The sequence below is a fragment of the Klebsiella sp. A-Nf5 genome (assembly GCF_002810545.1).
GTDB lineage: Bacteria > Pseudomonadota > Gammaproteobacteria > Enterobacterales > Enterobacteriaceae > Klebsiella > Klebsiella variicola.
Window position 1 is genome coordinate 22,206 of sequence record NZ_PIOG01000226.1, and the last position, 14,284, is coordinate 36,489.

The 14,284-nt window shown below is 58.4% G+C and carries 11 protein-coding genes; 8 read left to right on the forward strand and 3 right to left on the reverse strand.

Annotated elements, in window-relative coordinates:
• The first annotated feature begins 58 nt into the window (after positions 1-58).
• Complete coding sequence (rutR, locus tag CWM53_RS22375; RefSeq protein ID WP_047666343.1) at positions 59-697, forward strand: HTH-type transcriptional regulator RutR; 639 nt, start codon at positions 59-61, stop codon at positions 695-697.
• On the opposite strand, the gene CWM53_RS22380 is transcribed toward rutR, so the two are convergent.
• Both CWM53_RS22380 and putA read right to left on the reverse strand, forming a co-directional pair.
• On the reverse strand, positions 694-1,089 hold the full coding sequence (locus tag CWM53_RS22380; RefSeq protein ID WP_074386357.1) for a lysozyme inhibitor LprI family protein: 396 nt from the start codon (positions 1,087-1,089) through the stop codon (positions 694-696). The genes rutR and CWM53_RS22380 overlap by 4 nt on opposite strands.
• A gap of 317 nt (positions 1,090-1,406) precedes the next feature.
• Positions 1,407-5,369, reverse strand: a complete 3,963-nt coding sequence (gene putA / locus CWM53_RS22385) for a trifunctional transcriptional regulator/proline dehydrogenase/L-glutamate gamma-semialdehyde dehydrogenase (protein WP_100750870.1) — start codon at positions 5,367-5,369, stop codon at positions 1,407-1,409.
• A 421-nt stretch (positions 5,370-5,790) separates the two neighbouring features.
• On the opposite strand from putA, the gene putP reads away from it, so the two are divergent.
• Both putP and CWM53_RS22395 read left to right on the forward strand, forming a co-directional pair.
• Positions 5,791-7,299, forward strand: a complete 1,509-nt coding sequence (gene putP, locus CWM53_RS22390; protein ID WP_008805945.1) for a sodium/proline symporter PutP — start codon at positions 5,791-5,793, stop codon at positions 7,297-7,299.
• A 134-nt stretch (positions 7,300-7,433) separates the two neighbouring features.
• Positions 7,434-7,868 (forward strand): DUF3574 domain-containing protein, encoded by a 435-nt coding sequence (locus CWM53_RS22395; RefSeq protein ID WP_100632013.1) that lies wholly within the window; start codon positions 7,434-7,436, stop codon positions 7,866-7,868.
• A gap of 31 nt (positions 7,869-7,899) precedes the next feature.
• Here the strand turns inward: CWM53_RS22395 and CWM53_RS22400 are convergent, their stop codons facing one another.
• Entirely contained in the window at positions 7,900-9,084 is a 1,185-nt protein-coding gene (locus CWM53_RS22400; protein ID WP_016946978.1) for a NupC/NupG family nucleoside CNT transporter, read from the reverse strand.
• 270 nt (positions 9,085-9,354) lie between these two features.
• On the opposite strand from CWM53_RS22400, the gene efeU reads away from it, so the two are divergent.
• The 5 genes from efeU to CWM53_RS31750 all read left to right on the forward strand — a co-directional run.
• The gene (gene efeU / locus CWM53_RS22405; protein WP_008805948.1) at positions 9,355-10,185 is read left to right on the forward strand and encodes an iron uptake transporter permease EfeU; all 831 of its coding nucleotides are present in this window, start codon (positions 9,355-9,357) and stop codon (positions 10,183-10,185) included.
• A gap of 51 nt (positions 10,186-10,236) precedes the next feature.
• Positions 10,237-11,364, forward strand: a complete 1,128-nt coding sequence (gene efeO, locus CWM53_RS22410) for an iron uptake system protein EfeO (RefSeq protein ID WP_008805949.1) — start codon at positions 10,237-10,239, stop codon at positions 11,362-11,364.
• Between the two features lie 4 nt (positions 11,365-11,368).
• A complete protein-coding gene (gene efeB, locus CWM53_RS22415) occupies positions 11,369-12,652 on the forward strand; it encodes an iron uptake transporter deferrochelatase/peroxidase subunit (RefSeq protein WP_074386354.1) in 1,284 nt (427 codons plus the stop codon).
• Positions 12,653-13,156: 504 nt separating this feature from the next.
• Positions 13,157-13,945, forward strand: a complete 789-nt coding sequence (gene phoH, locus CWM53_RS22420) for a phosphate starvation-inducible protein PhoH (protein ID WP_002898923.1) — start codon at positions 13,157-13,159, stop codon at positions 13,943-13,945.
• A gap of 155 nt (positions 13,946-14,100) precedes the next feature.
• Positions 14,101-14,284: hypothetical protein (locus tag CWM53_RS31750; protein WP_413773719.1), on the forward strand; the 184-nt coding region annotated here is incomplete at its 3' end.

Here is a 14,284-nt window from a genome sequence, read left to right on the forward strand (position 1 = left end):
GGTCGTGTCGGCGCAGGGCTTTTGCTATGCTGGTGGCGTCAACTGAAGGAGAGGATGTATGACACAGGGCGCGGTGAAGAAAAACGGCAAACGTTCACAAGCGGTAAGCGCCAAAAAGGAGGCCATCCTGGCCGCCGCGCTGGAGGCATTTTCGCAATTTGGTATTCACGGTACGCGACTGGAGCAAGTGGCTGAGCGCGCCGGGGTATCGAAAACCAATCTGCTCTATTACTACCCTTCGAAAGAGGCGCTGTATGTGGCTGTCCTGCAGCAGATCCTCGCCATCTGGCTGGCGCCGCTGAAGGCGTTTCGTGAGGATATCAGCCCGCTGGTGGCGATCCGCGAATATATTCGCCTGAAGCTGGAGGTGTCCCGCGATCATCCCCAGGCCTCGAAGCTGTTCTGCCTCGAGATGCTGCAGGGGGCGCCGCTGCTGATGGGCGAACTGACCGGGGACCTGAAAGCGCTGGTCGATGAGAAATCGGCGATTGTCTCCGGCTGGATCGACCGCGGCAAGCTGGCGCCGGTCGATCCGCAGCATTTAATCTTTATGATCTGGGCCACCACCCAGCATTACGCCGACTTCGCTACCCAGGTGGAGGCAGTCACCGGCGCCACGCTGCAGGACGCGGCCTTTTTTGAACAAACGGTCGATAATGTCCAGCGGATGATTATCGAAGGCATTCGCGTCCGTTAATTGGCCGGTGGCAGTGGGCAGCTTTGATCGCCATCTTCGCACTGCAGTAGCGAGGAGAGGAATGACTCCCGCTCCACGCTCTTATCGGTCATGCACTGGCTTACCAGCATCGGCTGCATGCTGCCGCCTTCGGCGCCGGACGCGAGGAAGGCGCAATCGGCGTCGCGCAGGGCGATCCATGCCTGCTGCGCCTGCTTCAGTAATGTCTGTTGTTTACCCACCGCGCGCTGCAGGGCCTGCTGCCAGGTGTCATTCAGTTTTTTGTCGGCCGCCTGAAACTGCGCGGCCGCGCACTGATTCATTTCGGTTTGGGTATTGGCGTTGCTGCACTCGTCTGCCAGCGCCGCGCCGCTGGCCAGCAGGGCCATCACGGCAAATAACGTGCGTTTCATTGTTCTGCTCCCATAAAAAAGGCTCCCGTCCGGGAGCCTTAATTAAACACAGCTGACGTCGGCTGTCATTAGCTGATCACTGCGCCGATTTCCCGGATGGCGGCGCACAGCGCCTTATCCGGGCTACCTCGTTGTATTGTTATGTTGTCGGGTGGCGCTACGCTTACCCGACCTACAATACTGGCCGCCCCCGTGCCATGAGACAGGTAGCCCCGGTAAGCGCAGCGCCACCGGGGATGATCACAGCGCCTTATCCGGGCTACCCTTTGGCGGTGGTAGGTAGCCCCGGTAAGCGCAGCGCCGCCGGGGAGCCTGTTTTAGCCGATGGTCATCAGGCTGGCGTTACCGCCTGCCGCCGCGGTGTTAACGCTCAGCGAACGCTCGATATACAGCCGCTCCAGCAGCAGGTTGGTTTCGCCGCGGGCGAAGCCCTGCACCGAGACTATCGCCCCGTCGCGTGCCGCCACCTGCTCGCACAGCTCGCGCAGCTGGTCGGAATCGCCGTGGTAGATAACCGCGTCGAAGGCCTGGCCAGGTAACTGCTCCGCTTTGGCAAAGCGAATTCGCTCGCTGACGTCCCGCGGCAGCTTCTTCGCCAAATCGCGCTGCAGGGCGCTGTCCGGCCACAGTACTTCACAACCCACCGCCAACGCGGCCGCCAGCTGGATCAGCGCATCCTGCTCGTTATCCGCGACGCACAGCACACGGTCGCGCGGCATCAGCGTCAGGGTATTGCGCTCGCCGGTTGGCCCGGGCAGCAGGCGTTGGGTACCGCTTTGCGCCTGCTCGCTGTACTGCTGGCACAGCGCCTGTAGCTCAGGACGGCCCGCCGCCCACTGCTGCAGCGCCAGGAGTGGTTTTTCCAGCAGCGTTTTCAGCTGGGCGTCCAGCGGGCGCTCCGCATCCTGGCGGGAGAAGGTCACGCCAACTGCGCCTTGTGGACGGCTGGAGAGCAGACGGTACAGGTACAGCGGACCGCCGGCTTTCGGACCGGTACCGGACAACCCTTCGCCGCCGAACGGCTGCACGCCGACCACGGCGCCAACCATATTGCGGTTGACGTACAGGTTGCCCACCTTCGCACTGCCGGTGACCTGGGCGATGGTCTCGTCGATGCGGGTATGCACGCCGAGGGTCAGGCCATAGCCAGAGGCGTTAATCTGCTCGACCAGTTTGTCCAGCTCGTTACGGTTATAGCGCACCACGTGCAGCACCGGGCCGAAGACCTCTTTTTTCAGCTCGTCGAAGCTATCGAGTTCGATAAGCGTCGGCGGCACGAAGGTCCCGTGGCGCCATTCGCTTGCGTCTTCGCTATTCTCGCGCACCGCCTGGTAGACGGTGCGTCCTTTGGCGCGCATCGCCTGAATATGGCGTTCAATATTCTCTTTCGCTTCCGTGTCGATAACCGGGCCAATATCGGTGGTCAGCCGGCCCGGATTGCCCATCCGGCACTCGCTCATGGCGCCGCGCAGCATGGTTAACGTATGGTCGGCGACCTCTTCCTGCAGGCAGAGCACGCGCAGGGCGGAGCAGCGCTGGCCGGCGCTGTCGAACGCGGAAGCCAGGACGTCGATCACCACCTGCTCGGTCAGCGCCGACGAGTCGACGATCATCGCGTTCATCCCGCCGGTTTCGGCGATCAGCGGTGTCGGGCGACCCTGGGGATCGAGGCGGCTGGCAATATTGCGCTGCAGCAGCGTCGCCACTTCGGTGGAGCCGGTGAACATCACGCCGCGTACGCGATCATCGGAGGTTAGCGCGGCGCCCACGGTCTCTCCGCGGCCCGGCAGCAGTTGAATAACGCCTGGCGGCACGCCGGCCTCCAGCAGAATCGCCACGCCCTGGGCGGCGATAAGCGGCGTCTGCTCTGCCGGTTTCGCCAGCACGCTATTGCCGGCCGCCAGCGCGGCGGCAATCTGGCCGGTGAAGATCGCCAGCGGGAAGTTCCACGGGCTGATACAGACCACCGGGCCCAGCGGGCGGTGGGTTTCATTATCGAAATCGTCGCGCACCTGGCCGGCGTAATAGTGCAGGAAGTCGACGGCTTCGCGTACTTCAGCGATGGCGTTGCTGAAGGTTTTACCCGCCTCGCGCACCAGGATCCCCATCAGGGTCGGCATCTGGCTTTCCATCAGCACCGCGGCGCGCTCAAGAATGGCGGCGCGCTCCTGCGGCGGGGTGGCGAACCAGATCGGCGCATTGTTGATAGCGCTGGTCAGCGCCTGCTGCACTTCGGCGTCGCTGGCTTCGCGGACGTAGCCGACGATATCTTTCGGTTCTGCCGGGTTAACCACCGGCTGCATTTCGCCTTCGGCCACCGGCTGCTCCAGCATCGGCAATGCCTGCCATTTATGCAGCGCGCTGTTAAGCAGGGAAGAGGAGAGGGAGGCCAGACGGTGCTCGTTCGCCAGATCGAGACCGGCGGAGTTGCTCCGGCCGCTGCCGTAGAGATCGCGCGGCAGCGGGATTTTCGGATGCGGCAGGCCGGCCTGGCCTTCCTGCTGCGCCAGTTTTTCTACCGCGCTGACCGGGTCGGCGACCAGCTCGTCCAGCGGCAGGGTATTGTCCGCGATACGGTTGACGAAGGAGGTATTGGCGCCGTTTTCCAGCAGACGGCGCACCAGATACGCCAGCAGCGTTTCGTGGGTACCCACCGGGGCGTAGATCCGGCATGGACGGTTCAGTTTGCCGTCGGCGACTTTGCCCACCACCTGCTCGTACAGCGGTTCGCCCATGCCGTGCAGGCACTGGAATTCATACTGACCCGGGTAGTAGTTCTGGCCCGCCAGCTGGTAGATAGCCGCCAGGGTATGGGCGTTGTGGGTGGCGAACTGCGGGTAAATCAGGTTCGGCACCGCCAGCAGTTTTTTGGCGCAGGCGAGGTAGGAGACGTCGGTATAAACCTTGCGGGTGTAAACCGGATAGCCTTCGAGGCCTTCCATCTGCGCGCGTTTGATTTCGCTATCCCAGTAGGCGCCTTTCACCAGACGGATCATCAGGCGACGACGGCTGCGGGTCGCGAGGTCGATCAGGGCATCGATGACGAACGGGCAGCGCTTCTGATAGGCCTGGATCACGAAGCCGATGCCGTTCCAGCCGGCCAGCTCCGGTTCGAAACAGAGTTTTTCCAGCAGATCGAGGGAGATCTCCAGGCGATCGGCCTCTTCGGCGTCGATGTTGATGCCGATATCGTACTGGCGCGCCAGCAGGGTCAGCGATTTCAGACGCGGGTAAAGCTCTTCCATCACCCGGTCATACTGCGCGCGGCTGTAGCGCGGATGCAGCGCGGAGAGTTTAATCGAGATGCCCGGGCCTTCATAAATGCCGCGGCCGTTGGAGGCTTTGCCGATGGCGTGGATCGCCTGCTGATAAGAGACCATATAGGCCTGGGCATCGGCGGCGGTGAGCGCCGCTTCGCCGAGCATATCGTAGGAATAGCGGAACCCTTTTTCTTCCAGCTTGCGGGCGTTAGCCAGCGCTTCGGCGATGGTTTCGCCAGTAACGAACTGCTCGCCCATCAGGCGCATCGCCATATCGACGCCTTTGCGGATCAGGGGTTCGCCGCTCTTGCCGATGATGCGGTTCAGCGAGCGGGAGAGGCTGGTCTCGTTATGGGTCGACACCAGTTTGCCGGTAAACAGCAGCCCCCAGGTGGCGGCGTTGACGAACAGCGACGGGCTGCGGCCGATGTGCGACTGCCAGTTGCCATTGCTGATTTTGTCGCGGATCAGCGCATCGCGGGTGGCTTTATCCGGAATACGCAGCAGGGCTTCCGCCAGGCACATCAGCGCCACCCCTTCCTGTGAAGAAAGGGAGAACTCCTGCAGCAGACTCTGCACCATGCCGGCGCGGCCGCTGGCGGTTTTCTGGTTGCGCAGTTTTTCCGCCAACTGATACGCCAGCTTGTGTGCCTGTTCGCCCAGCGGCTGCGGCAGACGGGCCTGCTCCAGCAGCATCGGTACCGCGTCGGTTTCCGGACGTCGCCAGGCGGCGGTGATCGCTGCGCGGCTCACCGACTGCGGCAGGATCTGCTCGGCAAATTCGAGGAACGGCTGATAAGGTTCTTCCGCCGGGGAACCTGCTTCATCGCTTTCATTGGCGGCGCCGGAGAGCAGGGCCGGCAGCTCAGGCAGCGTCTCGTCGTTCTCCAGTTTTTCCAGATAATTGAAGATGGCCTGTTTAATCAGCCAGTGCGGCGTGCGGTCAATACGGCTCGCGGCGGACTTAATGCGCTCGCGGGTGGCGTCGTCAAGCTTAACACCCATGGTGGTGGTGCCCATGCTCAGAACTCCTGTCATTTATCGTTAGGCTTATGCGGTTGCATGGAAATATCCACCATGTTGCAACTTTGTGCAACCTTGTTAATTGTGGCTTGTGACGCAAGCCGTGAAATGGCGGATTTGTTAAAAATAATACTCAAAATAGCAGAATTTTAACCCCGGCCTCATAGGGTATTTGTATGCGTGAGTTAACACTTTTGTTTGGTGCAACCTTTAAAAACGTGAGAGAGTGCAACCTCTAAAAAAATGACGTTTTGCGCTGCCGGTTTTTCGTGTAAATGCTGTGTTAAATCATTTGTGAAAAACCGAAGCTTCCGTCAGGATACGGTCGCCCAATTAAACAACGCACCATTACCCCGTTCCGGTAGTGGAAAAAACGACAAAGCGGGACGCTGTCGATAAAAAATTCTGGAGACTTTGCATGGCTATTAGCACACCGATGCTGGTGACATTTATTGTTTATATTTTTGGTATGGTTTTAATCGGGTTTATTGCCTGGCGTTCGACCAAAAACTTCGATGATTATATTCTCGGCGGGCGGAGTCTGGGGCCATTTGTGACCGCGCTTTCCGCGGGGGCGTCGGATATGAGCGGCTGGCTGCTGATGGGACTGCCGGGAGCGATTTTCCTCTCCGGGATTTCCGAAAGCTGGATCGCCATTGGTTTAACGCTGGGGGCGTGGATTAACTGGAAGCTGGTGGCCGGTCGCCTGCGCGTGCATACCGAGGTGAATAATAACGCCCTGACGCTGCCCGATTATTTTACCGGCCGTTTTGAAGATAAAAGCCGGGTGCTGAGAATTATTTCGGCGTTGGTTATTCTGCTGTTCTTTACCATCTATTGCGCCTCGGGAATTGTGGCGGGGGCGCGTCTGTTTGAAAGCACCTTCGGTATGAGTTATGAAACCGCACTGTGGGCCGGTGCGGCGGCGACGATTATCTATACCTTCGTCGGCGGCTTCCTCGCCGTCAGCTGGACCGATACCGTGCAGGCCAGCCTGATGATTTTTGCCCTGATCCTCACCCCGGTGATCGTGATTATTTCCGTCGGCGGCTTTGGTGATTCGCTGGAAGTCATTAAACAAAAGAGCATCGAAAATATCGACATGCTCAAGGGGCTGAACTTCGTGGCGATTATTTCGCTGATGGGCTGGGGGCTGGGCTATTTCGGCCAGCCGCATATTCTGGCGCGCTTTATGGCGGCGGATTCGCACCACAGCATCGTTCACGCACGTCGCATCAGTATGACCTGGATGATCCTGTGCCTGGCGGGCGCAGTGGCCGTTGGCTTCTTTGGGATTGCCTACTTCAATAACAACCCGAGCCTGGCGGGCGCGGTTAACCAGAACGCCGAGCGCGTGTTTATCGAACTGGCGCAAATCCTGTTTAATCCGTGGATTGCCGGGATCCTGCTGTCGGCGATTCTGGCGGCGGTGATGTCCACCCTGAGCTGTCAGCTGCTGGTCTGCTCCAGCGCGATTACTGAAGATCTGTATAAAGCGTTCCTGCGCAAAAACGCCGGCCAGAAAGAGCTGGTGTGGGTGGGGCGTATGATGGTGCTGGTGGTTGCCCTGGTGGCGATTGCCCTGGCGGCCAATCCGGAAAACCGCGTGCTGGGACTGGTGAGCTACGCCTGGGCTGGCTTCGGCGCCGCCTTTGGTCCGGTGGTGCTGTTCTCGGTGATGTGGTCACGCATGACCCGTAACGGCGCGCTGGCCGGGATGGTGATTGGCGCCCTGACCGTGATCGTCTGGAAGCAGTTTGGCTGGCTGGGCCTGTATGAAATTATTCCGGGCTTTATCTTCGGTAGCCTGGGGATTGTGGTCTTTAGCCTGCTGGATAAAGCGCCGTCGGCCAGCATGCAGCAGCGCTTCGCCGAAGCGGATGCCCACTACCATACGCCGCCGCCGGTACGCGCCACGGCTGAGTAAGGTCATCTGACGCTCACGAGCCCGCCGCTGGCGGGCTTTTTTTTGCCTGTTGCCGGGTCCGAATATTATAACCCTTGCTAATTATTTGAAAATCCGCTGATATTTCCTGACTAATAACAATGAGGATAGCAAAGATGACGTTCAGACAGGGTGCAATGGCGCTGGTGCTGGCAGGGTTACTCAGCGGCTGCGTGGCGGGTGGAAGTTCGTCGACCCGCGCGGCGAAGCCCGGCGCCTGCCCGGCGGATCGGTCCATGGTGCAAACCACGCTTTACTTCGGCCTGAGCCGCCCGGTGGGGAAAGACATCACCGCTGAAGAGTGGCAACAGTTTGTCGACCGCGACGTCACGCCGCGCTTTCGCGATGGGCTGACGGTGTTTGATGCCCGCGGCCAGTGGCTGGGCCAGAATGGTCAGGTGGTGCGGGAGCAGAGTAAGGCGCTGATGGTGATCCATGGCAACGATGCGCAGAGCGAGGCAGGCATTGAAGCCCTGCGCCAGGGCTATAAATCACGCTTCGCGCAGGAGTCGGTGATGCGTGTCGACCAGCCGGTCTGCGTGCAGTTCTGAGTAAACGGCGGGGGCAGCCCCGCCGTTTGTCTTACAGGACCAGCCCGGCGAAGCTGGCGGAAAGCAGGCTCACCAGCGTGGCGCTATACACCAGCCGCAGGCCGAAGCGGGAGACGATATTGCCCTGCGGTTCATTCAGGCCTTTGATCGCCCCGGCGATAATGCCGATCGAGGCAAAGTTGGCAAACGACACCAGGAAGACCGAGAGAATGCCGAGCCCGCGCGGCGTCATGCTGGCGGCAATCTTTTGCAGCTCAATCATCGCCACAAATTCGTTAGCGACCAGTTTGGTGGCCATGATGCTGCCGGCGTTCAGCGCATCGCTCAGCGGGATGCCGATAAGCCAGGCCAGCGGATAAAAGACATAACCGAGGATCTGCTGAAAGCTGAGACCAAACAGGGTAGCGAACAGCGCGTTAATGGCGCTGATCAGGGCGATAAAGCCGATCAGCATCGCCAGAATAATCATCGCCACTTTAAAGCCGGCCAGAATATATTCCCCGAGCATTTCAAAGAAACTCTGCGATTCGTGCAGCTTCTCGAGTTTTATTTCCTGCTCGCTGCCCGGCCGCGTCGGGTTAATCACCGACAGCACGATAAAGGTGCTGAACATATTCAGGATCAGCGCCGCGACGACATATTTGGCATCCAGCATGGTCATATAAGCGCCGACAATCGACAGCGATACGGTCGACATGGCCGTCGCCGCCATGGTGAACAGCCGGCGTGAGGAGAGGTCGCCCAGTACGCCCTTGTAGGCGATGAAGTTCTCCGACTGGCCGAGGATCAGCGAGCTGACGGCGTTGAAAGATTCCAGCTTACCCATGCCGTTTACCTTCGACAGCAGGGTGCCGATGACACGAATGAAAATCGGCAGGATCCGCCAGTGCTGAAGAATACCAATCAGCGCGGAAATAAACACAATCGGACACAGGACGCCAAGGAAAATAAAGGCTAACCCTTTTTCGCTCATGCCGCCAAAGACGAAATTGGTCCCTTCAGCGGCAAAGCCTAACAGTGAAGCAAAAAAGCCGGAGATATTTTTCACCAGCCACAGGCCGCTTTCTGCGTGCAGGAAAAAGAAGGCGAGCGCTATTTCGATAATAATCAACTGGAGAATGTAACGAATACGAATTTTTTGTCTGTCGTAGCTGACAAGCCAGGCCAGGGCGAGGATCACCACCAGCGCCAGCAGGAAATGAAAAAATGCAGTCATGTTGTTCTTTTCGCAGGTCAATAAGGCCGCCATTTAGCCATAGCCGCTGCCACGGGAAAATATCTGGCGTAAAAAATCCTTTGCTTATTCTTTTCCCTCATAACAGGCGAATATTTTCGTAAGTCATTATTTGCCAGCGATTTATTTACAGATAGTCATCATTCTCTAAACATTTCGCTTGTGTTTCTGAGTATTGTAATGATAATCACTATCATAAATATTACCTGTTTTTGCATTCGTTGACGGTGCTTTACATTTAAGGGTATTGGTATGTTTGTCCCATTTCTCATTATGTTACGCGAAGGCCTTGAGGCGGCGCTGATTGTCAGCCTGATCGCCAGCTATCTGAAACGCACCCAGCGGGGAAACTGGATTGGCGTGATGTGGATTGGCGTGATCCTCGCGGCGGCGCTGTGTCTTGGCTTAGGCATTTTTATCAACGAAACCACCGGGGAATTTCCTCAGCGCGAACAGGAGTTGTTCGAGGGGATCGTCGCGGTCATCGCGGTGGTGATCCTGACGTGGATGGTCTTCTGGATGCGCAATGTCTCGCGCAACGTTAAACAGCAGCTGGAGCAGGCCGTGGACAAGGCGCTGCAGCGCGGCAATCACCACGGCTGGGCGCTGGTGATGATGGTCTTTTTCGCCGTTGCCCGTGAGGGGCTGGAGTCGGTCTTCTTTCTGCTGGCGGCATTCCAGCAGGATGTCGGCATCTGGCCGCCGCTGGGTGCGCTGCTGGGTCTGGCCACGGCAATCGTGCTGGGCTTCCTGCTCTACTGGGGCGGTATCCGCCTTAACCTCGGCGTGTTCTTCAAATGGACCAGCCTGTTTATTCTGCTGGTGGCCGCTGGTCTGGCTGCCGGGGCGATCCGCGCCTTCCACGAGGCTGGCCTGTGGAACCTGTTCCAGGATACGGCCTTCGATCTGAGCAACGTGCTGTCGACGCATACGCTGTTCGGCACACTGCTTGAAGGGATCTTCGGCTACCAGGAGACCCCGAGCGTTAGCGAAGTGGCGGTCTATCTGCTTTATCTGATCCCGGCGCTCGTGCTGTTTGCCCTGCCGCCGCGGAATAATACCACTGCCTCGCGGGCTGCCTGACCGGGCGCTGCGAGCTTATAAGCGACACTCTACTTACCGAAAGGGATGATCATGATGATTCATTTTCGCCGTAATGCGCTGCGGGCGACCGTGGCCGCGCTGCTCAGCTCTGCATTGGGTGCTCAGGCTGCGGATATCCCGCAGGTCAAAGTCACCGTCAACGACAAGCAGTGCGAGCCGATGCAGGTGACCGTTAAAGCGGGTAAAACCCAGTTTATTATTCAGAACCATAGCCAGAAAGCGCTGGAGTGGGAAATTCTGAAAGGGGTCATGGTGGTGGAAGAGCGTGAGAACATCGCGCCGGGCTTTACCCAAAAGCTCACCGCTAACCTGCAGCCAGGCGAATATGATATGACCTGCGGCCTGCTCACCAACCCGAAAGGGAAACTGATTGTCACCGGCGAAGCAACCAAAGACGCGGCGAAAGCGGATGCGGTGCTGAGCCTCGGCGACGCGATCACCGCTTACAAAGCCTATGTGACGGCGGAAACCGCGCAGCTGGTCAGCGGCACCAAAGCCTTTACCGACGCGGTGAAAGCGGGCGACATCGAAAAAGCGAAAGCGCTGTACGCCCCGACGCGCCAGCATTACGAGCGCATCGAGCCGATTGCCGAGCTGTTCTCTGATCTTGACGGCAGCATCGACGCCCGCGAAGACGACTTCGAGAAAAAAGCGGAAGATCCGAAATTCACCGGTTTCCACCGTCTGGAAAAGGCGCTGTTTGGCGATAACAGCGTCAAGGGCATGGAAAAATATGCCGATCAGCTGAACAGCGATGTGCTGGAGCTGCAAAAGCGTATCAGCGAGCTGGCATTCCCGCCGTCAAAAGTGGTGGGCGGGGCGGCCGGATTAATTGAGGAAGTCGCGGCCAGCAAGATCAGCGGCGAAGAAGATCGTTACAGCCACACCGACCTGTGGGACTTCCAGGCCAACATTGACGGCGCACAGAAAATTGTCGACCTGCTGCGCCCGCAGCTGCAAAAAGAGAACAGCGCGCTGCTGGCGAAAGTGGACGCCAACTTTAAGAAAGTGGACAGCATCCTCAGCAAATATCGCACCAAAGACGGTTTCGAGACCTACGATAAGCTGACCACCGCTGACCGTAATGCGCTGAAAGGGCCGATCACCACTCTGGCGGAAGATCTGGCTCAGCTGCGCGGGATCCTGGGTCTGGACTAAGTCGATGGCACAACAGAAACCCCACGACGTGAACGAGCCGTCACGTCGTCGCTTACTGAAAGGGATCGGCGCGCTTGGCGGCGCGCTGGCCATCACCGGCGGCTGCCCGGTGGCGCATGCGGCAAAAGCGGAAAGTTCCCCCGGGACGCTGGCACCCGACGCCCGTCAGGAAAAGCAGCCCTTCTACGGCCCGCATCAGGCGGGCATCCTGACGCCGCAGCAGGCCTCGATGATGCTGGTGGCGTTCGATGTGCTGGCGGCCGATAAAGCCGACCTCGAGCGCCTGTTTCGACTGCTTACCCAGCGTATCGCCTTTTTAACCCAGGGCGGCCCGGCGCCGGACACGCCTAATCCGCGGCTGCCGCCGATGGATTCCGGCATCTTAGGGGCGTGGATTGCACCGGATAACCTGACCATGACCGTCTCGGTTGGCCATTCGCTGTTTGATGAGCGTTTTGGCCTGGCGGATAAAGCGCCGAAAAAACTGCAGCCGATGACCCGCTTCCCCAACGATTCACTGGATGCCGCCCTGTGCCATGGCGACCTGCTGCTGCAGATCTGCGCCAATACTCAGGATACGGTGATCCACGCCCTGCGCGATGTCATCAAACATACGCCGGATCTGCTGAGCGTGCGCTGGAAGCGGGAAGGGTTTATCTCCGACAGCGCGGCGCGCAGTAAAGGCAAAGAGACTCCCATCAATCTGTTGGGTTTTAAAGATGGTACTGCTAACCCGCCGAGCCATGACAGCGCGCTGATGGATAAAGTCGTGTGGGTGACAGCCGATCAGGACGAGCCGGCCTGGACCGTGGGCGGCAGCTATCAGGCGGCGCGCATCATCCAGTTTCACGTCGAGTTTTGGGACCGGACGCCGCTGAAAGAGCAGCAGACGATCTTTGGCCGCGACAAGCACAGCGGTGCGCCGCTGGGGATGAAAAACGAACACGATACCCCGGATTACAGCAACGATCCTGGCGGGGAGACGATCGCGCTGGATAGTCATATTCGTCTGGCCAATCCTCGCACGCCGGAAACCCAGTCCAGCCTGATGATGCGCCGTGGCTACAGCTATTCGCTGGGCGTCACTAACGCAGGGCAACTGGATATGGGACTGTTGTTCGTTTGCTATCAGCACGATCTGGAAAAGGGTTTTCTGACGGTGCAGAAACGGCTTAACGGCGAGGCGCTGGAGGAGTACGTCAAACCCATCGGCGGGGGCTACTTCTTTGTTTTACCCGGCGTGGTGGATGATAAGCACTATCTGGCACAGTCGCTGCTGCAGGCCTGATACCGACCCTGTCCGTGAGGGCAGGGCGTTTTCTGCTGTTTTTCTCTTTTTTATTATATTTCCTGCCATGTGTTATATTTCTGTAATACAAATGACCGATAGTTTCCTACACTTGCTTAAGAACTATTTGTTGCGTCATTGTGAAAAATAAGTTGCATTAAGAATCTTTTTTGATGTACTTATTACATACGCGGTAGTTCCCGGCAGTGTGACGTTTCACTATGGAGATCGCGAATGGTAAGGTCCCGTACCGGACAACGTAAAACCACAGACCGTACTCTTCAGCACGGAAGCCCCGCTTCCGGCAGCGATTTTCTTACCCTTTCTCCTTCCGCTTCAAATTATTACAACCTTGGCAGGGTACGCGGTGCGCGTAGCCGCGACTCGTTGTCAGTTCTACCGGCAAGCAATGGCTTACAAGGAAGCCAAACCTCAATCGTTCGTGCGCATAGTCGCGTCGATGTTGACGCGTGTGATGTAAACCTACAACGCAAGGTGCTATCCATGGGAAGACAAAAAGCAGTGATCAAAGCTCGTCGTGAAGCAAAACGTGTGCTGAGACGGGATTCACGTAGCCATAAACAACGTGAAGAAGAATCGGTCACATCGCTTGTGCAAATGAGTGGCGTAGAAGCAATTGGCATGGCGCGGGACAGCCGTGATACTTCCCCAATTGAGGCGCGCAATGAAGCTCAGGCGCATTATTTGAATGCCATCGACAATAAACAGCTGATTTTCGCCACCGGTGAAGCCGGATGCGGCAAGACCTGGATCAGTGCGGCGAAGGCAGCTGAAGCTCTGATCCATAAGGATGTGGACAGAATTATTGTTACCCGTCCCGTTCTGCAGGCCGACGAAGATCTCGGCTTCTTACCGGGAGATATCGCCGAGAAGTTCGCGCCCTATTTCCGACCGGTTTACGACGTGCTGGTGAAAAGGTTGGGGGCTTCCTTTATGCAGTACTGCCTGCGTCCGGAAATCGGCAAGGTGGAAATCGCGCCGTTCGCCTATATGCGCGGACGTACCTTTGAAAATGCGGTGGTGATTCTGGACGAGGCCCAGAACGTGACCGCAGCGCAAATGAAGATGTTTTTGACCCGCCTCGGGGAGAACGTGACGGTCATCGTCAATGGCGATATCACCCAGTGCGACTTGCCCTCTGGTGTGAGATCTGGCCTGAGCGATGCGCTGGCGCGTTTTGAGGAAGACGAGATGATCGGCATCGTGCGTTTCACCACCGATGACTGCGTGCGCTCGGCCCTCTGCCAGCGGACGCTGAAAGCCTATTATTAATCGTCATACTGTGAGCAAGGCCCGGGCTAGCCCGGGCTTTGTTGTTTTTGGGCATCCTCCTGGCGGCGCTGCGCCTGGACGGGCTACCTGGCGGGTACGATCTGGTAGCCCGGGAGAGGCATTGCTGCCGACCCCGGGGATGTCTGCGGTGCCACATGCGAAAAAAAAGCCCGTACTTGCGTACAGGCTCTCATCTTGAATATGGCGGTGAGGGGGGGATTGACTCGCTTCCCGGCGGTACTGCGCGTGGCCGGACTACCTGGCGGGTACGATCTGGTAGCCCGGGAGAGGCATTGCTGCCGACCCCGGGGATGTCTGCGGTGCCACATGCGAAAAAAA